The 24,138-nt window shown below is 71.0% G+C and carries 22 protein-coding genes; 10 read left to right on the top strand and 12 right to left on the bottom strand.

Annotated features, from left to right (window positions below):
- Positions 1 to 146 precede the first annotated feature (146 nt).
- The 4 genes from WN71_RS14825 to WN71_RS14810 form a co-directional block, all read right to left on the bottom strand.
- The gene (locus WN71_RS14825; RefSeq protein ID WP_014673544.1) at positions 147 to 455 is read right to left on the bottom strand and encodes a hypothetical protein; all 309 of its coding nucleotides are present in this window, start codon (positions 453 to 455) and stop codon (positions 147 to 149) included.
- A gap of 374 nt (positions 456 to 829) precedes the next feature.
- On the bottom strand, positions 830 to 2,143 hold the full coding sequence (locus WN71_RS14820) for a S53 family peptidase (RefSeq protein WP_046592546.1): 1,314 nt from the start codon (positions 2,141 to 2,143) through the stop codon (positions 830 to 832).
- Positions 2,144 to 2,515: 372 nt separating this feature from the next.
- Complete coding sequence (locus WN71_RS14815) at positions 2,516 to 3,850, bottom strand: S53 family peptidase (RefSeq protein ID WP_046592547.1); 1,335 nt, start codon at positions 3,848 to 3,850, stop codon at positions 2,516 to 2,518.
- A 401-nt stretch (positions 3,851 to 4,251) separates the two neighbouring features.
- Positions 4,252 to 4,851, bottom strand: a complete 600-nt coding sequence (locus WN71_RS14810) for a TetR/AcrR family transcriptional regulator (RefSeq protein ID WP_046592548.1) — start codon at positions 4,849 to 4,851, stop codon at positions 4,252 to 4,254.
- A gap of 89 nt (positions 4,852 to 4,940) precedes the next feature.
- Between WN71_RS14810 and WN71_RS14805 the strand changes: the two genes are divergently transcribed.
- The 4 genes from WN71_RS14805 to WN71_RS14790 all read left to right on the top strand — a co-directional run bounded on the left by WN71_RS14805 (position 4,941) and on the right by WN71_RS14790 (position 8,871).
- Positions 4,941 to 5,864 (top strand): oxidoreductase, encoded by a 924-nt coding sequence (locus tag WN71_RS14805; RefSeq protein ID WP_046592549.1) that lies wholly within the window; start codon positions 4,941 to 4,943, stop codon positions 5,862 to 5,864.
- A gap of 137 nt (positions 5,865 to 6,001) precedes the next feature.
- On the top strand, positions 6,002 to 6,739 hold the full coding sequence (locus WN71_RS14800; protein WP_107469657.1) for a S1 family peptidase: 738 nt from the start codon (positions 6,002 to 6,004) through the stop codon (positions 6,737 to 6,739).
- 245 nt (positions 6,740 to 6,984) lie between these two features.
- Positions 6,985 to 7,941, top strand: coding sequence for a C40 family peptidase (locus WN71_RS14795; protein WP_079177869.1), 957 nt, complete (start codon positions 6,985 to 6,987; stop codon positions 7,939 to 7,941).
- A gap of 222 nt (positions 7,942 to 8,163) precedes the next feature.
- Positions 8,164 to 8,871 (top strand): phosphatase PAP2 family protein, encoded by a 708-nt coding sequence (locus WN71_RS14790; protein WP_046592552.1) that lies wholly within the window; start codon positions 8,164 to 8,166, stop codon positions 8,869 to 8,871.
- Positions 8,872 to 9,000: 129 nt separating this feature from the next.
- Here the strand turns inward: WN71_RS14790 and WN71_RS14785 are convergent, their stop codons facing one another.
- Entirely contained in the window at positions 9,001 to 10,584 is a 1,584-nt protein-coding gene (locus WN71_RS14785; RefSeq protein WP_046592553.1) for an FAD-binding oxidoreductase, read from the bottom strand.
- A gap of 547 nt (positions 10,585 to 11,131) precedes the next feature.
- On the opposite strand from WN71_RS14785, the gene pstS reads away from it, so the two are divergent.
- From pstS to pstB, 4 genes are all read left to right on the top strand, one after another.
- Entirely contained in the window at positions 11,132 to 12,259 is a 1,128-nt protein-coding gene (gene pstS, locus WN71_RS14780) for a phosphate ABC transporter substrate-binding protein PstS (RefSeq protein WP_046592554.1), read from the top strand.
- Positions 12,260 to 12,366: 107 nt separating this feature from the next.
- Entirely contained in the window at positions 12,367 to 13,374 is a 1,008-nt protein-coding gene (pstC, locus tag WN71_RS14775; RefSeq protein WP_046592555.1) for a phosphate ABC transporter permease subunit PstC, read from the top strand.
- On the top strand, positions 13,371 to 14,435 hold the full coding sequence (pstA, locus tag WN71_RS14770; protein ID WP_046592556.1) for a phosphate ABC transporter permease PstA: 1,065 nt from the start codon (positions 13,371 to 13,373) through the stop codon (positions 14,433 to 14,435). Before pstC ends, pstA begins: the two co-directional genes overlap by 4 nt.
- Positions 14,436 to 14,503: 68 nt before the next feature.
- Positions 14,504 to 15,280, top strand: a complete 777-nt coding sequence (gene pstB, locus WN71_RS14765) for a phosphate ABC transporter ATP-binding protein PstB (protein WP_046592557.1) — start codon at positions 14,504 to 14,506, stop codon at positions 15,278 to 15,280.
- A gap of 284 nt (positions 15,281 to 15,564) precedes the next feature.
- Here pstB and WN71_RS14760 read toward each other — a convergent pair whose 3' ends face one another.
- Both WN71_RS14760 and WN71_RS14755 read right to left on the bottom strand, forming a co-directional pair.
- Entirely contained in the window at positions 15,565 to 16,563 is a 999-nt protein-coding gene (locus WN71_RS14760) for an inorganic phosphate transporter (RefSeq protein ID WP_046592558.1), read from the bottom strand.
- Positions 16,564 to 16,571: 8 nt separating this feature from the next.
- Positions 16,572 to 17,192, bottom strand: a complete 621-nt coding sequence (locus WN71_RS14755) for a DUF47 domain-containing protein (protein ID WP_046592559.1) — start codon at positions 17,190 to 17,192, stop codon at positions 16,572 to 16,574.
- Between the two features lie 272 nt (positions 17,193 to 17,464).
- Here WN71_RS14755 and WN71_RS14750 point away from each other — a divergent pair, with 272 nt between their 5' ends.
- On the top strand, positions 17,465 to 17,848 hold the full coding sequence (locus WN71_RS14750) for a metal-sensitive transcriptional regulator (protein WP_046592560.1): 384 nt from the start codon (positions 17,465 to 17,467) through the stop codon (positions 17,846 to 17,848).
- Positions 17,849 to 18,062: 214 nt separating this feature from the next.
- Here WN71_RS14750 and WN71_RS41920 read toward each other — a convergent pair whose 3' ends face one another.
- Both WN71_RS41920 and WN71_RS14745 read right to left on the bottom strand, forming a co-directional pair.
- The gene (locus WN71_RS41920; protein ID WP_167382929.1) at positions 18,063 to 18,230 is read right to left on the bottom strand and encodes a hypothetical protein; all 168 of its coding nucleotides are present in this window, start codon (positions 18,228 to 18,230) and stop codon (positions 18,063 to 18,065) included.
- A gap of 174 nt (positions 18,231 to 18,404) precedes the next feature.
- Positions 18,405 to 19,247 (bottom strand): SCO4651 family lipoprotein, encoded by an 843-nt coding sequence (locus WN71_RS14745; RefSeq protein WP_046592561.1) that lies wholly within the window; start codon positions 19,245 to 19,247, stop codon positions 18,405 to 18,407.
- A 140-nt stretch (positions 19,248 to 19,387) separates the two neighbouring features.
- Here WN71_RS14745 and WN71_RS41915 point away from each other — a divergent pair, with 140 nt between their 5' ends.
- A complete protein-coding gene (locus WN71_RS41915; RefSeq protein WP_167382928.1) occupies positions 19,388 to 19,561 on the top strand; it encodes a hypothetical protein in 174 nt (57 codons plus the stop codon).
- Positions 19,562 to 19,836: 275 nt separating this feature from the next.
- Here the strand turns inward: WN71_RS41915 and WN71_RS14740 are convergent, their stop codons facing one another.
- The 3 genes from WN71_RS14740 to WN71_RS14730 form a co-directional block, all read right to left on the bottom strand.
- On the bottom strand, positions 19,837 to 20,367 hold the full coding sequence (locus WN71_RS14740; RefSeq protein WP_079177868.1) for an NUDIX hydrolase: 531 nt from the start codon (positions 20,365 to 20,367) through the stop codon (positions 19,837 to 19,839).
- A gap of 86 nt (positions 20,368 to 20,453) precedes the next feature.
- Complete coding sequence (locus WN71_RS14735) at positions 20,454 to 21,539, bottom strand: CHAD domain-containing protein (protein ID WP_046592562.1); 1,086 nt, start codon at positions 21,537 to 21,539, stop codon at positions 20,454 to 20,456.
- Positions 21,520 to 23,751 (bottom strand): RNA degradosome polyphosphate kinase, encoded by a 2,232-nt coding sequence (locus tag WN71_RS14730; RefSeq protein ID WP_046592563.1) that lies wholly within the window; start codon positions 23,749 to 23,751, stop codon positions 21,520 to 21,522. Before WN71_RS14730 ends, WN71_RS14735 begins: the two co-directional genes overlap by 20 nt.
- Positions 23,752 to 24,138: the final 387 nt, after the last annotated feature.

The following is a 24,138-nucleotide window of genomic DNA, read 5'->3' as shown; positions in this document are numbered from 1 at the left end:
CGCTCGGGCGCGGTGTGGTGACTCGACATCAGGGACATCAGGGAAACGCAACCTCAGCCGGTGGGCACGACGGGCGGGTGGGGTAGGGGGATTCGGACCGGGTCGCGGCGGCGTCGGGGGGCGCTGCCTGCGCGGTTGCGGTCCGGCTACACGGCCATGCCGTACACGATGGTGAAGAGGGTGCCGAGGGAGCCGATGATGAAGACGCCCGTGAGTCCGGCGATGATGAGGCCCTTGCCCTGTTCCGCGCTGAACGTGTCGCGCAGGGCGGTGGCGCCGATGCGCTGCTTCGCGGCGCCCCAGACGGCGATGCCGAGGCAGAGCAGGATGGCCACGGCCATCACCACCTCGATCATGACCTTGGCCTCGTTGCCCAGGCTGCCGAAGGGGCCCCAGTCCGGAGCGATCCCGCCGATGATGGTGTTGATGTCTCCCTTGTCGGCCGCAAAGAGCATGTAAGTCACCGCCCCTGGTGGGTAGTTCCGCGTCCCCTGCGGGGGTGCAGAGGTCAGGCTCATTCTCGCCGACAATGGCGCCGTCGTATGTCGACTTGGCGTCATTGATTGGCGGGTTTCGTACGAACACCTGGCGTAGGGCCGTATCGTCACTCTGTGTATCACGGCAGGTCACGCCGGGCAATGAGGCCGGAGCGGAACCTGTCGTGTGGTTCCGTCGTTGTCCCCTTTTACGCACCGCGCCGTTGGTGACGGCCAGTCGGGTGAGGGGCCGGTTCGATGGTCTCACGGTACGCGCGCGACGCACGACGGGTGACGGCGCGACGAAGGGCCGCGGCTGGTTGCCGCGGCCCCTGGTGACGGAGAGTCAGTGATCAGCCGGTGAAGGCGGAGACGCCCTCCGGGGTGCCCCAGCCGGTCGGCCCGTCGTAACCGGTGCCCGCGGTGCACAGGTAGCTGGTGCTGCAGGAGCCGTTGTTGCCGCTGGTCACGTCGTTGAGCGCGGAGGTGCCGGCCTTGGCGTAGGGGAACGAGGCCGGGTAGCTGCTGCTGGACGGGACGCCCGCCAGGGCGTAGACGCCCGCGATGATCGGGGACGAGGCGCTGGTGCCGCCGAAGGTGTACCAGCCGGCGGTGATGCCGTAGGAGTCGTAGACCGAGACGCCGGTGGCGGGGTCGGCGACCGCGGACACGTCCGAGATCGTGCGCTTGGTGCAGCCGGTGTCGGTCTGCCAGGACGGCTTGGTGTCGTAGGACGAGCAGCCGGAGCCGGTGCCCTCGGTGGAGGAGGTCTTCCAGACCGTCTCGGTCCAACCGCGTGTGGTGGACGAGGTCTTGAGGTTGGTGCCGCCGACCGAGGTCACGTACTGCGAGGCGGCCGGGTACTCCGCGCCGTAGTCCGAGTCACCGGCGGAGACGGTGATCGCGACGCCCGCGTGCTTGAAGTAGGAGGTGTCGTAGGAGGAGTCGGAGGACGACTCGCTGCCGCCGTAGCTGTTGGAGACGTACTTCGCGCCCAGGGTGACCGCCTCGTTCACCGCGGTGCCGAGGTTGGCCATCGTGGCGGACTTGGCCTCGACGAGCAGGATGTTGCACTTCGGGCAGATCGCGGAGGCCATGTCCAGGTCGAGGGAGATCTCCTCGGACCACCCGGTGTCGCTGGAGGGCAGCGAGGTCGTCGAGCCGGTCTGGCTGACCTTCTTGAAGCACCCGTTGGCCGTGGTGCAGGAGGACAGGCCGTAGTACGACCGGTAGGTGGCGAGGTCGGACTCGGCGTTGGGGTCGTTGTACGCGTCGACGATGGCGATGGTCTCGCCGGAGCCGTTGGAGGCGGCGGCGGAGGTCAGGCCGTACGCGGACTGGAGGTTGGTCGGCCCGTAGCCGGAGGGGGTGGAGGCGTCGGCGGCCTTGGGGGTCACGCCGGTCCTCGCCGCCTGCTGCTTCTGGAAGGCGGTGAGACCGCCGGTCACCCGGTAGGAGTTGCAGGCCAGTTCGCCCGCGTGCTTGGGCGTGGCACAGCCGGTCGCCGCCCAGGTCACCTTCGAGGAGGTCGTGGCGGAGGTGGCCGCGTCGGCCTGGACGGCGCTGCCGAATCCGGCGAGAACCAGCGCGGCCGTCGCCGCGGTGGCCGCGCCGATCCGGCGCAGACTGCCGCGCAGAGAACGTCTGTTGGGGGGAGTGGAACGCATCGTGCAGCCTCCTGGTGTTCCTGATGGGGTGGAACAGGGGGACGTGCGGGTGCGAGTCGCCGGTACGGGGTCCCCGGCGGCGGGCGGCGGCCCGCCAAGACCATCTCTTGTTGAGTACGCGACAACAAGGGGGTATCGGAATCCTGACTTCCGTCTTACCGAACCGGGCTGTCCGCTTGACCCAACTCACAGCGCCCTCATGGGAGACGGCCGCATAAGGATCACGGACCAGGGGAAGCGGGCCACGGCCGGATGCCGTGGCCCGCTCCCCTTCCCTGCCGCCGAGGGGGCCCCACGCCCCCCTTCTTTCCGGCGGCTCCCCGTGACCCGACGGGGAGGTCGGTCGGTGTGGCCGCTCGCGAGCGGCGGCCGTCAGCCGGTGAAGGCGGAGACGCCCTCCGGGGTGCCCCAGCCGGTCGGCCCGTCGTAGCCGGACTTCGCGGTGCACAGGTAGCTCGAGCCGCACGAGCCGTTGCTGCCGCTGGTCACGTCGTTCAGGGCGGAGGTGCCGGCCTTGGCGTACGGGAAGGAGGCCGGGTAGCTGCCGCTGGACGGGGTGCCGGCCAGCGCGTAGACGCCCGCGATGATCGGCGCGGAGGCGCTGGTGCCGCCGAAGGTGTACCAGCCGGCGGTGATGCCGTAGGAGTCGTAGACCGAGACGCCGGTCGCCGGGTCGGCCACCGCGGAGACGTCGGCGATGGTGCGCTTGGTGCAGCCGGTGTCGGTCTGCCAGGACGGCTTGGTGTCGTACGACGAGCAGCCGGAGCCGGTGCCCTCGGTGGAGGAGGTGTTCCAGACGCTCTCGGACCAGCCGCGGGTGGTGGAGGTCGCCTTGGACAGGGCGGTGCCGCCGACGGCCGTCACGTACTGCGAGGCGGCCGGGTACTCGGCGCCGTAGCCCTCGTCACCGGCGGAGACGGTGATCGCGACGCCCGCGTGCTTGTAGTACTTGGTGTCGTACGTCGAGTCGGAGGACGACTCGCTGCCGCCGTAGCTGTTGGAGACGTACTTCGCGCCGAGGGTCACGGCCTCGTTCACGGCGGTGCCGAGGTTGGCCGTGGTGGCGGACTTTGCCTCGACCAGCAGGATGTTGCACTGCGGGCAGATCGCGGACGCCATGTCCAGGTCGAGCGACTCCTCCTCGGCCCAGCCGCTGTCGGCCGACGGCAGCGAGGTGGTGGAGCCGGTCTGACCGACCTTCTTGAAGCACCCGTTGGCCGTGGTGCAGGAGGAGAGGCCGTAGTACGACCGGTAGGTGGCGAGGTCGGACTCGGCGTTGGGGTCGTCGTAGGCATCGACGATGGCGATGGTCTCGCCGGTGCCGTTGGAGGCGGCGGCCGAGGTCAGGCCGTACGCGGACTGGAGGTCGCTCGGGCCGTAGCCGGTGGGGGCGGCCGCGGCGGCCTTGGGGGTGACCTTCGCGGCGGCGCCGGTCCTCGCCGCCTGCTGCCTCTGGAAGGCGGTGACCCCGCCGGTCACCCGGTAGGAGTCACAGGCGAGTTCGCCCTTGTGCTGGGGGGTGGCGCACGGGGTCGCGGACCAGGTCACCTGGGAGTTCGCGGCGGCGGCGTGGGCCGTCGTCGCGGCGTCCGCCTGGGCGGCGGTGCCGAGTCCGGCGACGACGAGCGCGGCCGCGGCCGCGACGGCCGAGCCGGCCAGTCGCCATCTGCCGGACGTGTGGGGGGAGTTCGGAACGGGCGTACGCAACGTACAGCCTCCTGTGGAGTGTCGGTCGGGAGCCTGCGGGTGGGGGGGCCACCGGTTGGCACCGGTGGGGGCGGCGACCCGCGACGACCATCGCTTGTTGCGTACGTGACAAACAAGAAGCCTTGCGGAAGCCTGACCTCCGCCTTACCGAAGGGGGCGGCGTGCTTACGGACCATTGGCGGCCGGATGGCGCGCGGATGGCCGGGACTTGACTCTCACCACAGCGAATGCACAGGGTGACGCGCGTTGAACGGGATTGTGGGGGTGGGGTGTTGAACCCTTCACATGGTCAACGGCGGTGAGGTGTGCGGGGGTTGGAGGGCCGGGCGCGCGGCAGTCGGGTGGCGGCGGTGGGGTTCGGGTGCCGGGTGCCGAGTGGCGGCGGGGTCCGGGTGTGGGTGTCAGCGGGGCTTCAGGCCGCACAGCAGGTGGTGGACATGGCCCGCCACGCCCGCGTACGCCTCCTCCCGGGTCAGCATCCCGCTCGCGCTGAAGGAGGCCAGGCCGTGCAGGGACGCGGCCGCGACCAGGGTGATCTGTTCGACGTCTCCCTCGACGATCTCGCCGCGCCGCTGGGCGTCGGCGATCAGCCGCTCGAAGGAGCCCACGGACCGGTCGACGGCGTCCGTCAGCCGCGCCGACGCCTCCGGGTCGTGCTTGCGGGCGAACATCAGCTCCAGCAGCTCCGCGTTCTCGATGGCGAACCCGAGATACGCCCGCGCCAGGGCGGTCAGCCGCGGCTCGATCGGCAGCGCGGGGTCGTCGGCGGCCGCCAGGGTCTGCGCCAGCCGCTCGTACCCGGCGAGGGTGAGCGCGTCGAGCAGGGCCTGCTTGTCCTTGAAGTGGCGGCCGGGGGCGGCATGGCTCACCCCGGTCTCCCGGGCCAGCTCGCGCAGCGAGAGTGCGGCGACGCCCCGGTCGCGCAGGGTGCGTTCGGCGCCCTCGAGCAGGGCGGCGCGCAGGTCTCCGTGGTGGTAAGGGCGCTGGGGCATGCCCATCATCGTAACGCGATGTTGTCGGTGACATCTTTGTTGACGCCGTCAGCATTGTTGTCATTGACAGCATTGTTGGCGCTGCCTACATTGGGTTCATGGCTACGACGACACACAAGACCAAGTGGGACGCGACCCGCCTGCCCGACCTCTCCGGCCGTACGGCCGTGGTCACCGGCGCCAACAGCGGCATCGGCTTCGCCGCCGCGGACGCGCTGGCCGGGGCGGGCGCGCACGTGGTGTTCGCGGTGCGCGACCTGGAGCGGGGCCGGGCCGCGGCGGCGCGGGTGGCGGGCGGCACAGAGGTGCGGCGGCTCGATCTGGCGGACCTCGCGTCGGTGCGCGAGTTCGCCGCGGGCTGGCAGGGGCCGCTGGACCTGCTCGTCAACAACGCCGGCGTGATGATGGTGCCGCAGCAGCGCACCAAGGACGGCTTCGAGATGCAGTTCGGCACCAACCATCTCGGGCACTTCGCGCTGACCAACCTGCTGCTGCCCCATGTCACCGGCCGCGTGGTGACCGTCTCCTCCGGCGCCCACCGCTGGGGCGGCGCGGTCATCCGCTTCGACGACCTCGACTTCGCCACGCGCTACCACGCGCAGGGCGCCTACGCCCAGTCCAAGCTGGCCAACCTGCTGTTCACCCTGGAACTCCAGCGCCGGCTCACCGAGGCGGGCACCCCGGTGCGCGCCCTCGCCGCCCATCCCGGCTGGGCGGCCACCAACCTCCAGAGCCACACCGCGAACCCGGTGCTCCGCGTCGGCATGACCGTCGGCAACCGTTTCCTGGCCCAGAACGACCGTGCGGGCGCCCTCCCGACGCTGTACGCGGCGACCCAGGACCTGCCCGGCGCCAGCTATGTCGGTCCGGACGGACTGGGCGAGATGCGGGGCGCGCCGACCCTGGTGGGCCGCTCCGCGGCGGCCGGTGACCCGGAGACCGCACGCAGGCTGTGGACGGTCTCGGAGGAGCTGACCGGGGTCGCCTTCCCGCTGACGGCCGGGGTCCGGACGGGCGCCTGAGACCTGCTCCCGCCCCAGGTCGCCGCGTGGCTGGAACGGCGGGGGCACAGTACGGTGGATTCGGCGCCGGGGTGGGTGAGTTGTCCGGTGAGGTGAGGCACAGGGACGGAGGCAGCGTGAATCGGCCCGCGTCTGTGATGAACCGGTTGCCCGCTCTGTTCGGCGCCCTGGTCATGAGCGCCGTGGCCTGCTCCTCCGTGGCGGCCGCCGACGACGGCGCCGGCCCGCTCGGCGTCACCTTCACCGCACCGGCGGACGCGCGCACCGCCCTGGTCGGCGCGCTGTTTCCGGCGGACGGGGCGCAGGGGCTCGCCGGCGGGCACTTCTGTACGGCGTCCGTGGTGCACAGCCCCGGCAGGGATCTGATCGTCACCGCCGCGCACTGCCTGGACGACGCCGGGGACCTGGTCTTCGTGCCCGGCTACCGGGACGGCAAGGCGCCGTACGGCGTGTGGGCCGTGCGCACGCGCTATCTCCCGGGCGGCTGGACCGAGGGGCAGGACGAGGACAGCGACATCGCGTTCGCGTCGGTGGGTTCCGTCGCGGGCCGGGACGTCGAGGACGTCGTCGGCGGCAACCCGCTCGCCGCGGGGACCGCCGCGGGCGCCGTCACGCTCACCGGTTACCCCGACGCCCGTGAGACGCCGGTCACCTGCACCGGCCGGCCCACCGCGTACAGCCCCACCCAGCAGCGCATCGAGTGCCCCGACTTCCCCTCCGGCACCAGCGGCAGCCCCTGGGTCGACGGGGACGGCAAGGTCGTGGGCGTCCTCGGCGGACACGAGCGGGGCGGCGCCACGGACGACGTGTCGTACAGCGTGGTGCTGGGGGACGAGGCGGCGCGGCTGTACGCGACGGCGGTCGCGGGGGGCTGAGGAGGCGGCGGGCCGGGTACGCGGGCGGGCCGGGCGGCACGCCCGCCGACCGCTGAGACCGCCGCCGGACGCGGCCCGAGGGGATGACAGGCCGGCCGACTGCCCTCACTGTGTGTCATGTGCGCCGAATGCACAGCGAAATGACGCCACGATGGTCGGAAATGGACGTGAACAGGCGCGGCATGGGGGAGGGTTGAGCCGTGCGGAAAGTTTGGGTGGCCGGTGCCGCGGCGGTCGGGCTCGGGATGAGCCTTGTCATGATGCTGGTCGTCGCGGTGTACGTCGTCGCCGGCAACCTCGCGGGCGGCGCCGGGCAGGGCAGCGTCGGGCTCGCCAAGGGTGCCGTTCCGGCCGCCTACAAGACGCTCGTGCAGCAGTGGGGCAACCTCTGCTCCGCCCTCAACCCCGCCCTGCTGGCCGCCCAGCTGTACCAGGAGAGCGGCTGGGACCCGGACGTGGTCAGCGCGGCCGACGCGCGGGGCATAGCGCAATTCATCCCGAGCACCTGGGCCACGCACGGCATCGACGGCAACGGTGACGGAAAGCGCGACATCTGGGATCCCGACGACGCGATCCCGTCCGCGGCTTCGTACGACTGCGAACTCGCCCAGTACGTGAAGGACGTGCCGGGTGACGTCACCGACAACATGCTGGCGGCCTACAACGCCGGTGCGTACCGGGTCATAAAGGCGGGCGGTGTCCCGGACATCCCGGAGACGCAGAACTACGTCAAGACGATTCGCACCCTGGAGAAGAGTTTTGCCGCGCCGGTCGGCCGGGTGGACGCCACCCGTCAGGCGGCCGGGGCCATCTCCTTCGCGCAGGGCAAGCTCGGCACTCCATATCTCTGGGGCGGCAACGGAACCGCCGATCAGGGCGGCCGGTTCGACTGCTCGGGGCTGACCAAGGCCGCGTACGAGAGTGTCGGGATCACGCTGCCCCGCGTGGCGAACGACCAGTACAACGCGGGTCCGCACCCCGCGCGGGACGAACTCCTCCCGGGCGACCTGGTGTTCTTCTCCGACGACCTCACCAACTCGCGTGCCATTCGGCATGTCGGCATTTATGTCGGCGGCGGCTATATGATCGACGCGCCGAAAACGGGAGCCGTGATCAGGTTCGACCCGATCGACACTTCCGACTACTTCGGCGCCACGCGGGTGACCGAGGATGGCGCGAAAGCACTCCCCACCGACGTGTGAACCTCCTGTGAACTCGCCCCCTGAACTGCGTTGATGAATCTCTCTTCGATAACGTCTGAGTGATCATTCGGTGGAGTGTGGAACGTATCAACCGGGGCCGTGCGTTCCTGTTGTCGTAGCCCGGTGACGCGTTTGCGCGGCCTCAGCAGAACCGCAGACCACGGGGGTGGGTAGGAAGGCGCGCACGCGCGCCAGGGACGACGACGAAGGAGCCGCAGCGCCATGGCTGGACTCGCCGAATCCGGGTCGAACCCCGACGTCGACCTGCTCTACGACATCAACGGCCTCGCCAAGGACGCGCCGCACTGGTTCGACCGCGGCATGGTGTTCCTCGCCGACTACGGACTGCCGGTCGTCATGGTGCTGCTCGTGCTGTGGTGCTGGCGTTCGGTGCGCCGCCGGGGCGGCGAGGACGCCCCCGCCACGATCGCCGGTCTGGTGTGGGCGCCGCTCGCCGCCGCGCTGGCCGTCCTCGTCAACGTGCCCATAAGGGGTTTCGTGGCGCGGCCCCGGCCCTTCCGGGAGCACCAGGGTCTCGACGTGCTGGTGTCCGGCAACGGCGGCTACTCCTTCGTCAGCGACCACGCGACGCTCACCATGGCGCTGGGCGTCGGACTCTTCGTCGCGCACCGCAGGTTCGGGCTCGTGGGCATCGGCCTGGCGCTGTTCGAGGGGTTCTGCCGGGTGTTCCTGGGCGTGCACTACCCGACCGACGTGGTCGGCGGTTTCGCGCTGGGCACGGCGGTCGTGCTGCTGCTGTCGCCGGCGGCGACCGCGCTGCTCACCCCGGTCATGAAGGCCGTGCGCGGCTCGCGCCACGCCGGCTGGCTGATCGAGGCGGGGCCCGCTCCGCTGGGGCGCGGGACGCTGGTGGCCGGCGCCCGCAGCGAGGACCGCGCCTGCACCGACGACAAGGACCTCGCCGCGTAGGGCGGCCGCCGACCGGGGCGCCCTGGTCCGCGAGTCCGGTGTCCGCAGGGCCCGTGTCCGCAGGGCCCGTGTCCGCGGGGCCCGTGTCCGCGGGGCCCTGGTCCGCGGGGCCCGAGGGCGAGTCCCGGGCTACAGCCCCTGGGGATAGGTGAAGAACCGGTCCGGGTCGTACTGCTTCTTCACCCGGGCCAGCTTCGCCGCCGCGTCGCCGTAGTACGCCGTGCGCCAGTTCGTCAGCGTCGGGTCCGTGTAGTTCTGGTACGCCGCCCCGGAGGCGTACGGCTTCATCGCGGAGTGCGCCGACGTCAGCCAGGACTGGGCGCCGGTGCCCGGCGTGCCCGCCCGCCACGACACGATGTACTGCGCGAGCATCCGCGAACGGCGGTGCACGAACGCCGTCGCGGTGGGGGAGACGCGGTTGACCGCGCCGCCGAGGGCGGTGAGCGCCACGCTGCCCGCGCCGCCGCGCACCGACCGCACCTGCCGCAACAGGGTCTGGATGCCCGCGGACGAGATCGAGCGGTCGAAGAAGTCGGAGCGCGCCGTGTAGGTCTCGCGGCCCAGCGCGCCGTGCGAGGAACGCCCGGGGGTGGAGCCGGGCAGGTGGCACTGGGCGTCCGTGGAGAAGGAGGAGCAGCCGGCGTAGACCTCCATCGCCTCCTCGTAGCCGTGGCGGCGCAGGGTGACGCTCGACGCGGGGGCGCCGATCCGGTCGGCGAGCCGGTCCACGGCGTTCTGGAGTCCGCCGTAGGTACCGAGGGAGAAGCAGGCCACGGAGACGGTCGGGCTGCCGCCCTCGGTGTTCGCGAGATGCAGGGCGGACCAGATCTCGTCGGGCTGGGTCGGCCCCCACTCCTGCCAGGCCCGGAGCACGTCGGCCGCCCGGGACCAGGGCCAGGTCAGATAGCCGGACACGGCCTGCGGCGCCGGGTGGGTCCGGAAGTGCAGTTCGGTGACGACGCCGAAGTTGCCGTTGCCCGCGCCGCGCAGCGCCCAGAACAGATCCTTGTTCGTGGTCGCGTCGGCGGTGAGCTGCTTGCCGTCGGCGGTGATCAGCGTCGCCGCCGTGAGGCTGTCGCAGGTCAGTCCGTACGCCCGCGAGACCACGCCGTGGCCGCCGCCGAGCACCAGGCCGGAGACGCCGACCGTGGGACAGGAGCCCGCGGGGATCGTGACGCCCTTGGCGGCGAGCGCGCGGTAGACGTCGATCAGCTTGGAGCCGGCGCCCACCACGGCCTGCCCGCCGCTCACCCGTATGGAGGACAGCCGGGAGACGTCGAGGATCAGCCTGCCGTCGCCCGACGACCAGCCCGCGTAGGAGTGGCCGCCATTGCGTATCGCCACCTTGATCCGGTGGGCGCGGGCGTAGGCGAGGCTGGTGCGGATGTCGTCGGCGTTCGCCACGTAGGCGACCGCGGCGGGCTTCAGGCCGTCGAAGCGGGTGTTGTAGAGCTGGTGCGCGGCCGGCCAGGCGGCGTCCCCCGGGCGGACCAGGGTGCCGGCCAGCTCGTGCGCGAGGCCCGTCCAGGTGGCGGCGGCCCGGACGCCGGCGGAGCGCAGCGCCGGGCCCGACGCGGTGGCCGACACGGTCCGGCCGGGCGCGCTGCCGGACCGGCTCGATGCCGCCGCCCGGTCCCCGCCGCCCCCGCATCCAGTTGCCGCGACCGCGGCGAGCGTGGCCGCCCCACCCGAGATGAACGTGCGCCGTTCCATGTTCCGTGCCTTCCGTCGGCTCCCGTGGAACGAGACGGCGCCCCGGGCCGCCGGGTTCCCGCTGCTCGACAGCATGTGCGGCAACCCGAACGGGCGTACGGTGTGGGGTAAATGTGGGTGATTGCCCCACTTCGGTGGGGTGTCGGGGTCCGAAGGAGGGTGACGGGAGGGCGGTCGCCGACGGGCGGGAGGGCGGCCGAAGACGCCCGGCGGGGCGGCCCGGACCCAGGTGGGGAGGGCGGGCAACCCTCGGGGACGGCTCTCGTGGCCACCGGTTCCCCTTGCTTCCGCTTCGGGACCTCCACGTGCCCTTCCCGTGAGCCTTCCGTGACCTAACCAGGCCGACGGCACAGGTTCACCCCCCGTTCACTTATGACCTTCGACCGCTTCACCTGTTCTGCCTAATTTCGGCCGTACCGGGTGCACAGGGCGGTAACGCCGACCTTCATCCGGCGCAACAACAGCGCAGCCTGAGAGGAACCCCTCTTCGGCTGACACCACACCTCGCACGCCGTCGTACGGCGGCTCCTGGAAGGAACTCCCGAAAGTGAAGCTTCAGCGCAAGAACCGGCTTCGCGCCCTTTCCCTCGGTGCGGTCGCCGTCTCCGGCGCCCTGGCCCTGACGGCGTGCGGCTCCGACGACACGGGTAGCAAGGCCAGCGACACCTCGTCGTCCTCGGCGAACGCCAGCTCCATCAAGTGCGACAACGCCAAGGGCCAGATCCTCTCGGACGGTTCCTCCGCGCAGAAGAACGCCATCGACGCGTGGGTCAAGAACTTCTCGCAGGCGTGCGGCGTTCAGATCAACTACAAGGCCGGCGGCTCCGGTGCCGGTGTCACCTCCTTCACCCAGGGCCAGATCCCGTGGGCCGGCTCGGACTCCGCGCTGAAGCCCGAAGAGGTCACCGCCTCCAAGAAGGTCTGCTCCGGCGGCCAGGGCATCGACCTCCCGATGGTCGGCGGCCCGATCGCCCTCGGCTACAACGTCCCGGGTGTGGACAACCTGGTCCTCGATGCTCCGACGATCGCGAAGATCTTCGACAGCAAGATCACCAAGTGGAACGACCCGGCGATCGCCAAGCTGAACCCCGACGCGAAGCTGCCCGACCTCAAGATCCAGGCGTTCCACCGCTCGGACGAGTCCGGCACCACGGACAACTTCACCAAGTACCTGATCGCCGCCACCCCGTCCAACTGGAAGTACTCGGGCGGCAAGGCCTGGCAGGCGAAGGGCGGCCAGTCCGCTCCGCAGTCCGCGGGTGTGGCCCAGCAGGTCAAGCAGACCTCCGGCGCCATCGGCTACTTCGAGCTCTCCTACGTCGCCGACGGCATGAAGGCCGTCTCGATCGACACCGGCGCCAGCAAGCCGGTCGCCCCGAGCTCCGAGTCCGCCACCGCCGACATCGCCGCGGCCAAGGTCGTCGGCACCGGCTCGGACCTGTCGCTCCAGCTCGACTACACGACCAAGGCCGAGGGTGCGTACCCGATGACCCTGGTCACCTACGAGATCGTCTGCGACAAGGGCAACAAGGCCGACACCCTGCCCGCCGTCAAGTCCTTCCTCCGCTACATCGCCAGCGAGGACGGCCAGAAGATCCTCTCGACGATCGACTACGCGCCGATCCCCGACGCGATCATCACCAAGGTCCGTTCCACCATCGAGGGCCTGAGCTGACCTGAAGTGCGGTCCGGGCCCGGGGACCCCGGGCCTGGACCGCACAGTCCGGTGCACCGCCGCCAGGAGCCGCGCCAGCCACGTGGCTCCGCAGACCGGAGAACCTGATGGACATATCCACACAGAACACAGAAGCGCCGCCCCCCGGCCCGCAGCCGACCGCTGTCGACCGGAAGCGCGCGGCCCGTTCCGCCTCCCGCCCCGGTGACCGGATCTTCCTCGGTCTCTCCCGTGGTGCGGGCATCCTGCTGTTGGTGATCATGGCCGCGATCGCGGTCTTCCTCACCTACCGTGCCTCCCTCGCGATCAGCAAGGACCACGGGAACTTCCTGACCACCTTCGAGTGGAACACCAACATCGACCCGCCGGTCTTCGGTGTCGCGGTGCTGGCCTTCGGCACGATCGTCTCCTCGATCATCGCCATGGTCCTCGCGGTCCCGGTCGCCGTCGCGATCGCGCTGTTCATCACGCACTACGCGCCGCGCCGCATCGGCGGGACCGTCGCGTACGTGATCGACCTGCTCGCCGCCGTGCCGTCCATCGTGTACGGCCTGTGGGGCGCGCTGATCCTCGTACCGCACATGAACGGCCTGTTCGGCTGGCTCAACGACTACCTGGGCTGGACCGGGGTCTTCTCCTGGAACGACGGCCCGCCGCGCTCGATGCTCACCGTGGGCATCCTGCTCGCGATCATGATCCTGCCGATCATCACCAACGTGAGCCGCGAGGTCTTCCGCCAGGTCCCGCAGATGCACGAGGAGGCCGCGCTGGCCCTCGGCGCCACGCGCTGGGAGGTCATCCGGATGTCGGTGCTGCCCTTCGGCCGCTCCGGCGTGATCTCGGCCTCGATGCTCGGCCTCGGCCGCGCGCTCGGCGAGACGATGGCCGTGGCCACCGTGCTCTCCCCCGACTTCCTCATCCACGCCAGCCTGCTCAACGCGGGCGGCGGCACCTTCGCCCAGAACATCGCCAGCAAGTTCAGCGAGGCGACGCAGTTCGGCCGTGACGCGCTCATCGCCTCCGGTCTGGTCCTGTTCGTCATCACGCTGCTGGTCAACGGCGCGGCCCGCCTGATCATCGCCCGCCGCGCGGAGTACTCGGGGGCCAACGCATGAGCCACGCACAAGCACCCGCCCGCCGCAGTCCCAGCACGCTGCGCGGCGCCTCCCTGCCCTCGTGGTCGCCCTGGGCGATCGCCGGCGGATCGATCCTGCTCGGCATCGGCATCAGCGCCGCCGCGGGACTCGACAGCAAGATCCAGTGGGCGCTGATCGCCGGGATCCTGTATCTCCTCGCGACCTTCGGCTTCGCCGCTCGCGTGGAGGGCGGCCGCCAGGCCAAGGACCGGATCGCCACCAGCCTCGTCTGGACCGCCTTCGTCGTCGCCGTCATCCCGCTGGTCTCCCTGATCTGGGTGACCGTCGCGCGCGGTGTGAAGGTCCTCGACTTCTACTTCCTGACCCACTCGATGGGTGTCGTCGCCGACACCGAGCCGGGCGGCGGCATCTACCACGCCATCCTCGGCAGCATCGAGCAGGTCGGCCTCGCCACTCTGATCGGCGCCCCGATCGGCGTGCTCACCGCGATCTACCTGGTGGAGTACGGGCGCGGCAAGCTCGCCCGTGCCGTCACGTTCTTCGTCGACGTGATGACCGGTATCCCGTCGATCGTCGCCGGTCTGTTCATCCTGAGCATCATGCTGATGTTCGACATGCAGCCCTTCGGCTTCGCCGGCTCCCTCGCCCTGGCGATCCTGATGATGCCGGTCGTGGTCCGCTCCACGGAGGAGATGCTGAAGCTCGTCCCGAACGAGCTGCGTGAGGCGTCCCTGGCGCTCGGCGTCCCCAAGTACCGCACCATCCTGAAGGTGGTCCTGCCGACCTGCATCGGCGGCATCACCACCGGCATCATGCTGGCCATCGCCCGCATCGCCGGTGAGACCGCCCCGGTGCTGCTGCTGGTGTTCGGCAACCCGTTCATCAACGCGAACCCCTTCGAGGGCGCGCAGGCCTCGCTGCCGCTGTACATCTACCAGCAGTTCTCGAACAGCGCCGGTTCCGGTGCGGCGTTCGACAGGGCCTGGGCGGCCTCGCTCACGCTGATCGCCTTCGTGATGATCCTCAACCTGGTGGCCCGCGCGATCGCGCGCTGGAAGGCCCCCAAGACCGGTCGCTAAGCATCAAACTGCGGCTACCGCCGCGCGGGGCCTCCGGCGACCCCCAGACTTTTGGAAGTGAAGTAGACATGGCCAAGCGAATCGACGTAAGCGGACTCACCGCCTACTACGGATCCCACAAGGCGATCGAAGACATCTCGATGACCGTCGAGCCGCGTTCGGTGACGGCGTTCATCGGCCCCTCCGGCTGCGGCAAGTCGACGTTCCTGCGCACGCTGAACCGTATGCACGAGGTCACCCCCGGCGGCCGCGTCGAGGGCAAGGTGCTCCTGGACGACGAGGACCTGTACGGCAACGGGATCGACCCGGTCTCCGTGCGCCGCGAGGTCGGCATGGTCTTCCAGCGCCCGAACCCGTTCCCGACGATGTCGATCTTCGACAACGTGGCGGCGGGTCTGCGTCTGAACGGCAGCTACCGCAAGAGCGAGCTGAGCGACATCGTCGAGAAGTCGCTCAAGGGCGCCAACCTCTGGAACGAGGTCAAGGACCGCCTGAACAAGCCCGGCTCCGGGCTCTCCGGCGGCCAGCAGCAGCGTCTGTGCATCGCCCGCGCCATCGCGGTCGAGCCCAAGGTCCTCCTGATGGACGAGCCCTGCTCGGCCCTGGACCCGATCTCGACGCTCGCCATCGAGGACCTCATCGGCGAGCTGAAGGAACGGTTCACGATCGTCATCGTGACCCACAACATGCAGCAGGCCGCGCGTGTCTCCGACCGTACGGCGTTCTTCAACCTCTCCGCCGTGGGCCAGCCGGGCCGGCTGATCGAGATCGACGACACGGAGCGCATCTTCTCCAACCCGTCGGTCCAGGCCACGGAGGACTACATCTCCGGCCGCTTCGGCTGAGCCGGACCCCGACGCGCACGGGCCGCCGTCCCTGACGGCGCCCCGCCGCACGGACCCCTCGCGGTGCTGCATGGCGGTGCCACCGCGAGGACGAAGAAGGGCCCGCCCCCTGGCTCCCGGGGGGCGGGCCTTTCGTCTGTCCGGTGGGGGATCGCCCGGCCGGTGGGGTGTGGCTGATGGGGTCCGGCCGATGGAGTCCGGCTGATGGGATCCGGCCGTGGAGGAACGTTTCTTCCCCTCCCGTGAGCCGTGCGGCTCCCAGGAGGGGAAGAGGAGAGGGCCGGCTACAGGAACGCCAGGTTCACGACGCCGTACGCGCCCGCCGCGACGAGCGCCGCGGCCGGCATGGTGATGAACCAGCCGAGGACGATGTTCTTGGCGACGCCCCATCGCACGGCGTTGATCCGCTTGGTCGCGCCCACACCCATGATCGCGGAGGTGATCACATGGGTCGTGGAGATCGGCGCCTTGAACAGGAACGCCGTGGTGAACATGATCGACGCGCCCGTGGTCTCGGCGGCGAAGCCCTGCGGCGGGTCCAGCTCGATGATCTTCCGGCCGAGCGTGCGCATGATGCGCCAGCCGCCCGCGTACGTGCCCAGCGACAGCATCGCGGCGCAGACCAGCTTCACCCAGACCGGGATCGGGTCGTTGTAGGTCCCGTGACCGGAGATGACCAGCGCCATCACCACGACACCCATGGTCTTCTGCGCGTCCTGGAGGCCGTGGCCGAGCGCCATGCCCGCCGCGGAGACCGTCTGCGCGATGCGGAAGCCCCGCTTGGTCTTGTGCGGGTTGGACCGCCGGAACAGCCACAGGATCGCGGTCATCACCAGATAGCCGACGAGCAGGCCGACCACCGGGGAGATGAACATCGGCAGGATGACCTTGTCGACCACGCCGCTCCAGAGCACGGTCGTGCCGCCCGCGAGCGCGGCGCCCACCAGTCCGCCGAACAGGGCGTGCGAGGACGACGACGGCAGCCCGAAGTACCAGGTCAGCAGGTTCCAGACGATCGCGCCGACCAGGGCCGAGAACAGGATGGCCATGCCCGTCGAGCCCTCGGGGGTCTCGATCAGACCCTCACTGACCGTCTTGGCGACGCCCGAGCCGAGGAACGCGCCGGCCAGGTTCATGACCGCGGCCATGGCGAGGGCCGCCCGCGGGGTCAGCGCCCGCGTGGACACGGACGTGGCGATCGCGTTCGCCGAGTCGTGGAAGCCGTTCGTGTACGTGAAGAAGAGCGCGACCCCGATGGTCACGATCAGAGCGAAGGTGTCCATGGACGGTCTCAGGACTCCTTGACGGCGATGGTCTCCACCGTGTTCGCCACGTGCTCGAAGGCGTCGGCCGCTTCCTCGAGCACATCCACGATCTGCTTGAGCTTGAGGACCTCGATCGCGTCGTACTTGCCGTTGAAGAGGTGGGCGAGCAGCTTGCGATGGATCTGGTCGGCCTGGTTCTCCAGACGGTTGACCTCGATCCAGTACTCGGTCAGGTTGTTCATGGTGCGCAGGTTCGGCATCGCCTCGGCCGTCAGGTCGGCGGCCCGCGCCAGCACCTCGATCTGCTGCTCGACGCCCTTGGGCAGTTCCTCGACGTTGTAGAGGACGACCAGGTCGACGGCCTCCTCCATGAAGTCCATGATGTCGTCGAGGGACGAAGCGAGGGAGTAGATGTCCTCACGGTCGAACGGCGTGATGAACGAGGAGTTCAGCTGGTGGAAGATCGCGTGGGTGGCGTCGTCACCGGCGTGTTCCGCGGCCCGCATACGCTCTGCGATCTCCGCTCGGCCGGAGGCGTCCGCCCCGAGCAGTTCCATGAGGAGTTTCGAGCCGGTGACGATGTTGTCCGCGGACGCGGCGAACATGTCGTAGAAGCTCGTCTCCCTGGGGGTCAGACGAAAGCGCACGTGGGGTCCTCAAGATGCATCGGTTTCGGTCAGGCTGATGCTATGCGCATCCTCCGGCCACGGCTAAGGGGCCGCCCTTCAGTGTCGCCCATCAGGCAGAGTGACCAGCATGGGGGCGTACCGGGGGCGTACCAAGGGCCCTATACCCAGCCACCTTCGGTAACATATACCCGGTGGGGGTATGTGTCCGGATCGTTGTGGGGCTTGATCCCGACCGGTCCGCCGGTCGCGGCGGATCTGTTCGATTATGTCCGATCTGAAAGGGAACCGTGATGACGACGACCGAGGCCGGCGCCGCGGTGCCCTCCGAGTCCGGCGCACAGCCTTCCGGCCCGACCGCGGGCACCTCCGGGATCGCGGCGGAGCCGCCCCTGACGCACGGGTACCACCAGCAGAAGGACGAACATCTCAAGCGGCTGCGCCGGATCGAGGGACAGATCCGCGGACTCCAGCGGATGGTCGACGAGGACGTCTACTGCATCGACATACTCACGCAGGTCTCCGCCTCGACGAAGGCGCTCCAGTCCTTCGCGCTCCAACTGCTCGAGGAGCATCTGCGGCACTGCGTCGCGGACGCGGCGCTCAAGGGCGGTGAGGAGATCGACGCCAAGGTGGAGGAGGCGACCAAGGCGATCGGCCGCCTCCTGCGTACCTGAGGCCGGGGACTGGCCCGTCCGCCTGAAGCGGTTGATCGGTCCGTCCGCCCGAAGCGGGCGACCGGCCCGTCCGCCCGATGAGGCTGGGGGCGGTTCGTCCGCCCGGAGCGGCTCGGCTGCCCGCCGGACTTGCCGGTCGTCCGCCGTCGGCGCTCACGGCCGCCCGCCGTCAGGCGTGACGGTCAGCCGCCGTCAGGCGTGACGGTCAGCGCCGTCAGGCGTCGCGTTCTTCGGCCACTTTCAGCACCTCGTCGATGCTCTCAAGGCTGAGCCGGTCCTCACGGGCGGCCGAGGCCGCGATGATCAGGTCTCCGCACAGCTCGATCTCGGCGAGGGCCACGTGGTCCTGTACCGCCGTACCGCCGACCGGAGCCACGTGCATCACCTCTTCTCTGCCGTCACCGACTTCCTAGAGTAGGGAGCGGTCACGTACCGCGCATGGCACGGACGGGCTAGTTCGGGGGACTAGTCCACCGGGCGCGGGCCGGGGGACGGATCCCGGAGCCGGTCGCCGGAGCGGGCCGCCGGATCCCGGAGCCGGTCGCCGGATCGGACGCTAACTGTCGGCGATCTTGCCCGCGTAGATGTCCGTCGCCCGCGGCAGGGTCACGACCGCCGGGGCGCCGAAATCGTAGAGCAGCGTGGTCGAGGCGACCGCGACCGGGTCCTTCTGGCGGTCGTTGACGAAGCTGAAGCGCTGGCGCAGCTTGCGGACCCGGCCCTGGTCGTCGAGGTAGACGTCGAACGGCACCGACGCCGTGGCGAACCCTTTCGCCGCCGCCTGGAGCGCCGCCCTGCTGCCCGCCGAGGCGCCCCGGGCGGCCAGCGCGAGATCGGCGGTGCCGCGGTAGTGCCACACCGGGGTGCCGGCCACCTCGGTGCGGCCGACCCGGGTCGCGGTGCGCGCCCCGAGCAGCACCTCCACGGCGGTGAACGGATCGGTGGCGCCCCCGGTGACCAGGTTGCCGTCGGAGACCGTGGCCGTCTCCACCCGCACCCACTTGTCGGCGGGCACCCCGGCCCCCCGGTTCTTCATGAACAGCGCGCCGGGCGCCAGCAGTTCGGTGATCGGCCGGTGCTCCTCGGCGCCCGCCGGGTCCTGCGGCAGCCGGACCGTCAGGCGGCCCAGCTGTCGGCGGAAGTCGTAGACGCCCTGCCCGCGGATGGTGACCCGGGTGCCGCCGGTGGCCATCTCCATCGACGTACGCGCCTGGGAACTGCCCGCCTCCCGCAGGGCGGTGGCCGCGCCGTGCACGGCGCCCACCGCGTCGCCCGAGCCGTTCACGTCCTCGGCCGCGGCGTTGGTGCCCGAGCACCCGGTGGCACAGGCGCAGACCCCGGCCACCAGCCCCGCCATGACGGCCGCGCCGCCCCACCGTCCGTGCTGCCGCTCCGCCATCGCCTGCCTACCCCCGGGTACGTCCGGTACGGGCCCCTGTCACAGGGGACAACGACGGTCGGGCGGCGGCCGTCACGCGGGAAGCGGCTCTTGCCATCGGCATGCTTGGGCTTTACCCGCACCCGGGTAACGTTGTTGACGTGGCGCAGCAGGAAGGACCGGACCCGGTCCAGGACGTACTGGAACACCGGACGACGACCACGGAACAGGGCCCCTTCTGCGTGGCCCGATGCACCTGCGGCTGGCGCGGACCGGCCCGCAGGGCCAGAAGTCAGGCGCGTACGGACGCGGCGGGGCACGCGACCATGGACTGACGGGGCGCGAGTCCCCCCGTGGGCTGTGGTCGCCCCGCGGGCCGTGAGTCCCCCGTGGGCTGTGAGTCGCCCCGCGGGCCGCAAGTCCCCCCGCGGGCCGCAAGTCTCCCCGTGGGCCGTGGGTCCCCGCGCGGGCCGTGGGTCCCCCCGCGGGCCCTGAGGCGTCGCGCGGCGGGTCGAGGTCTGCGCGTCGGTTGTCGGGCAGCCCGCGGCCTGGGCGGTCCTGGGCCTGGGCGGTCCTGGGTCGGGGCGGCCCCGCGTCCGCCCGGCCGCGGTCAGTCCGCCGTGAGCTCGTCCACCAGGTCCCGGTCGCGGACCTGGGTGAGACGGGCGCGCGCGGCGACGGGCGGCAGCCAGAGGATGCGGTCCACCTCGTCGTTGGGCGCGAAACCGCCGGGGCCGGCCTCGGCGGCCCAGTACCGCACCCGCTTGGGGCGGCCGCCCGCGTAGTAGGAGACCGATGACAGCTCGGGGCCGAGCACGGCCCGGTAGCCGGTCTCCTCGGCGACCTCGCGCAGCGCCCCGGCCGTCGGTTCCTCGCCGTGCTTCAACTTGCCCTTGGGGTGCGACCAGTCGTCGTACTTGGGCCGGTGGACCAGACAGACCTCCAGGCCGCCGTCGACCGGGGAGCGCCGCCACAGGACGCAGCCGGCCGCCTGCACGACACCGTCGCGCGTGCGGGCCTTCTCGCCGCCGGGGTCGGTGCCGGTACTGGTGCCGTATCCGGCGCCGTTGTCGCCGCCGGGTGCCGAGGCCCCGCCACCGTTGTCGGGGGCCGTGGCCCCACCACCGCTCTCGGGTGCCATGGCCCCACCACCGCTCTCGGGCGCCGTGGCTCCACCGCCGCCGCCCGGGGCCGTCGCGCCGCCGCAGCCGTCCGCCGTACCGCCGGTCACAAGGCCTTCACCGCCTCCTTCTGCCAGCACTGCTGGAAGGCGAAGCGCGCCGCCTCCACCTCGTGCCGCTGGTCGGCGTGGAGCACGCCGAGCGCGTACGCCGTCGCGGGCGCGATGCGCGGGGTGCGGGCCGCCTGGGCCGCCGCGCCCGCCGCCTCGGCCGCGTCCCGGTGCCGGTCGAGCGCCTCACCGGCCGTCAGCAGCCTTACGTCGATGGGGATATCACCGCCGTACAGCGCTTCGCGCGCGTAGCGGTGCAGCCGCAGCAGCAGCCGTACCTGATGCCAGGGGCCGTCCTGCGGGTGCGGGGCCGGGTCCGGGGACAGGCCGTGGATGAGGGCCTCCGCGTTGTAGGGGTGGCCCGCGGTGATCAGGGGCAGCCCCGTGATCGCGTCCGTGAGCCGCTCCTCGGCCGCGGCGGCCGCCGGACGCAGATCGGTGGCCGCCGCGGCCGGTGTCAGCGGCACGTCGCTGGCGAGCACGGCGACCTTGTCGGCGACGGCGTGGAAGCGCGAGGAGCCCAGCGCCTGCAGCGCGGTGGAGTGCGCGCGGGTCCGGGCGAGCGTGAGCTGGCGCTCCAGCAGCGCGCCCGCCTTGGCCGCGCCGACGGTGAGGTTCCCCCGCTCACCGGCGGGCTGCGGGCCGGCCGCGGGCGGCCCCGGACTGCCGGGCTGCGACGGGAAGCCCGCCGCGCCCGACAGCCGGTGCAGCGCCAGCAACAGCCGTTGGAGACGCGCCTCGTAGGCGTGTTCCAGGGCCAGCGTCCCGGAGAGCCACGCCAGTTCGGGACGCATCTCCTCCGACCAGTCCGCGTCGAGGAGCGGCCGGAAGGTGTGCAGGCTGCCGCTGATGCGGCGAGCCGAGCGGCGCAGCGCGCGCGCCGCGTCGACGGACTCCTCCGCACCGCCGGCCGCCGGGTTCGGGCTCACCCGCCCGGCGGCTCCGCCGGGCCCACCGGTCTCCCGGTGGTGGCGCAGCGAGCGGAGGAACTCCGTGGCCTGGGCCCGGAGATACCCGGCGAGAGCATCTCCGGTCACGGCCCCGGCCGCGGGGTCCGTCGGGTCAAGGTGTTGCTGTGCCACGCCGGCGCCTCCGGGCGTCTATGAGCATCTCCTGGACGTTGCGCAGTGGCTGTCCGTCCGCGTCGGTCGCATGGCGGGTCCACTCCCCGTCCGGGCCCAGGTGCCAGGAGGAGGTGGTGTCCGACATGCCGGTCTCCAGCAGCCGGCTGAGGGCTGCGCGGTGGGCCGGGTCTATGACCCGGACCAGGGCCTCGATCCGGCGGTCGAGGTTGCGGTGCATCATGTCGGCGCTGCCGATCCACACCTCGGGTTCGCCGCCGTTGCCGAAGGCGAACACCCGGGAGTGTTCGAGGAAGCGGCCGAGGACCGAACGGACCTGGATGTTCTCCGACAGTCCGGCCACGCCCGGGCGGATCGCGCAGATGCCGCGCACCCAGATGTCGACCGTCACGCCCGCCTGGGAGGCGCGGTAGAGGGCGTCGATGAGCGCCTCGTCGACGATCGAGTTGACCTTCAGCCGGATGAACGCCGGGCGGCCCGCCCGGTGGTGCTGTATCTCCTTGTTTATCCGCGAGATCAGGCCGTCCCGCAGGGACTTGGGCGCGACCAGCAGGCGGCGGTAGGTCTCGCGGCGGGAGTAGCCGGACAGGCGGTTGAACAGGTCGGAGAGGTCCGCGCCGACCTGCGGGTCGGCGGTGAGCAGCCCGAGGTCCTCGTACAGACGGGCCGTCTTCGGGTGGTAGTTGCCGGTGCCGACGTGGCTGTAGCGGCGCAGCGTGTCGCCCTCCTGGCGTACGACCAGGGAGAGCTTGCAGTGCGTCTTCAGGCCGACGAGGCCGTACACGACATGGCAGCCGGCCTCCTCCAGCTTGCGCGCCCACTTGATGTTGGCGTGCTCGTCGAAACGGGCCTTGATCTCGACCAGGACGAGGACCTGCTTGCCGGACTCGGCGGCGTCGATCAGGGCGTCGACGATCGGCGAGTCGCCGGAGGTGCGGTACAGCGTCTGCTTGATCGCGAGGACGTCCGGGTCGAGCGCGGCCTGCTCCAGGAACGCCTGCACGGACGTCGAGAACGAGTCGTAGGGGTGGTGCAGCAGCACGTCCCGGTTGCGCAGCGCGCCGAAGATGTCCGGCGCGGACGCCGACTCGACCTCGGCGAGGTCGCGGTGGGTGCCGGCGATGAACTTCTTGTACTTGAGCTCGGGCCGGTCGAGGCCGTGGATGCGGAAGAGGCCGGTGAGGTCCAGGGGACCGGTCAGCGGGTAGACCTCCGCCTCACTGATCTTCAGCTCGCGCACCAGCAGGTCGAGGACCTCCTGGTTGATGTTCTCCTCGACCTCCAGGCGCACCGGCGGCCCGAAGCGGCGCCGCATGAGCTCCTTCTCCAGGGCCTGGAGCAGGTTCTCGGCGTCGTCCTCCTCCACCTCGAGGTCCTCGTTGCGGGTGACCCGGAAGGCGTGGTGCTCCAGCACCTCCATGCCCGGGAACAGCTCCTCCAGGTGGGCCGCGATGACGTCCTCGAGGGGGACGAAGCGGCCCGGCGAGGCCTCCAGGAAGCGGGAGAGCAGCGGCGGCACCTTGACCCGCGCGAAGTGCGGGGTGCCGGTGACGGGGTTGCGGACCCGCACGGCCAGGTTCAGGGACAGGCCCGAGATGTAGGGGAAGGGGTGGGCCGGGTCGACGGCCAGCGGGGTGAGGACGGGGAAGATCTGGTGCCGGAACAGCGTGAACAGCCGTGCCTGCTCCTTCTCCGTCAGCTCGCTCCAGCGCACCAGGTGGATGCCCTCCTCCGCGAGCCCCGGGGCGACGTCCTCGTGGTAACAGGCGGCGTGCCGGGCCATCAGCTCGCGGGAGCGGGCCCAGATCATCTCCAGCACCTCGCGCGGCTGGAGGCCGGAGGCGGAGCGCGTCGCCACACCGGTGGCGATACGGCGCTTCAGACCGGCCACCCGGACCATGAAGAACTCGTCCAGGTTGCTGGCGAAGATGGCCAGGAAGTTCGCCCGCTCCAGCAGGGGCGTGTTGGGGTCCTCGGCGAGTTCGAGGACGCGTTCGTTGAACGCGAGCCAGCTGCGCTCCCGGTCGAGGAAGCGACCTTGCGGAAGCTGGGAGTCGTCCGACTGCGACTCCTCATAGGCGTCGAGGTCGGCGTCGATGTCGGGTTCCAGGTCGGAGACCGCGGCGGCCACCGTGTGCGGGCGGTGTGCGGCGATGGAGCCCACGGAGGGCTGCGCGTGCTGGACCTGTGCCTGGGCGTCTGGCTGACTCATGGACCCATTCTTCCGCGTCATGGGCGAGACAGGCGCGTCGGACGGAGCCGGTGGCAGCGGTACGGCGGCGAGGAGGCCGCGACGGGAGGGCGGACGGGCGTCCCGGCTCCCGGCTCGCTCCTCCGCAGGCTGCGGCGGTTCTGGCACGACGGGCTTCATTGGCTGAGCGTGGCAAGTCCGTCTGAATCATTGGTTACGGAGACATGACGTGCGGGATATGCGGCGGCGGCTCCCCGGCGTCTACGTCTTTCCTGTGGACGTACGACGGTGAAGGTGACCGGGGTGCGGGGCGGGGCCGACGGCGGCCGGGCGCGACCGGTCCGGGAGGGGCGGAGGGTGACCGGCCGGTGTCGTAGGGAGACCGGGGGTTTCGGGGAAGGGCGGGGT

The sequence above is a fragment of the Streptomyces mangrovisoli genome (assembly GCF_000974985.2).
In the GTDB taxonomy this organism is placed as follows: Bacteria; Actinomycetota; Actinomycetes; order Streptomycetales; family Streptomycetaceae; genus Streptomyces; species Streptomyces mangrovisoli.
The sequence above is the reverse complement of the archived record's forward strand: the minus strand, read 5'-3'. Positions and strand labels throughout refer to the sequence as shown.

Coding starts and splice junctions, on each gene's coding strand:
- WN71_RS14810 (WP_046592548.1), bottom strand. CDS start 4,851: ATGATGGGCATGCCCCAGCGCCCTTACCACCACGGAGACCTGCGCGCC.
- pstB (WP_046592557.1), top strand. CDS start 14,504: ATGGCCAAGCGAATCGACGTAAGCGGACTCACCGCCTACTACGGATCC.
- pstA (WP_046592556.1), top strand. CDS start 13,371: ATGAGCCACGCACAAGCACCCGCCCGCCGCAGTCCCAGCACGCTGCGC.
- WN71_RS14800 (WP_107469657.1), top strand. CDS start 6,002: ATGAACCGGTTGCCCGCTCTGTTCGGCGCCCTGGTCATGAGCGCCGTG.
- pstC (WP_046592555.1), top strand. CDS start 12,367: ATGGACATATCCACACAGAACACAGAAGCGCCGCCCCCCGGCCCGCAG.
- WN71_RS14760 (WP_046592558.1), bottom strand. CDS start 16,563: ATGGACACCTTCGCTCTGATCGTGACCATCGGGGTCGCGCTCTTCTTC.
- WN71_RS14790 (WP_046592552.1), top strand. CDS start 8,164: ATGGCTGGACTCGCCGAATCCGGGTCGAACCCCGACGTCGACCTGCTC.
- WN71_RS41920 (WP_167382929.1), bottom strand. CDS start 18,230: ATGCACGTGGCTCCGGTCGGCGGTACGGCGGTACAGGACCACGTGGCC.
- WN71_RS14740 (WP_079177868.1), bottom strand. CDS start 20,367: ATGGCACCCGAGAGCGGTGGTGGGGCCACGGCCCCCGACAACGGTGGC.
- WN71_RS14785 (WP_046592553.1), bottom strand. CDS start 10,584: ATGGAACGGCGCACGTTCATCTCGGGTGGGGCGGCCACGCTCGCCGCG.
- WN71_RS14730 (WP_046592563.1), bottom strand. CDS start 23,751: ATGAGTCAGCCAGACGCCCAGGCACAGGTCCAGCACGCGCAGCCCTCC.
- WN71_RS14820 (WP_046592546.1), bottom strand. CDS start 2,143: ATGCGTTCCACTCCCCCCAACAGACGTTCTCTGCGCGGCAGTCTGCGC.
- WN71_RS14805 (WP_046592549.1), top strand. CDS start 4,941: ATGGCTACGACGACACACAAGACCAAGTGGGACGCGACCCGCCTGCCC.
- WN71_RS14750 (WP_046592560.1), top strand. CDS start 17,465: ATGACGACGACCGAGGCCGGCGCCGCGGTGCCCTCCGAGTCCGGCGCA.
- WN71_RS14795 (WP_079177869.1), top strand. CDS start 6,985: ATGAGCCTTGTCATGATGCTGGTCGTCGCGGTGTACGTCGTCGCCGGC.
- WN71_RS14825 (WP_014673544.1), bottom strand. CDS start 455: ATGCTCTTTGCGGCCGACAAGGGAGACATCAACACCATCATCGGCGGG.
- WN71_RS14745 (WP_046592561.1), bottom strand. CDS start 19,247: ATGGCGGAGCGGCAGCACGGACGGTGGGGCGGCGCGGCCGTCATGGCG.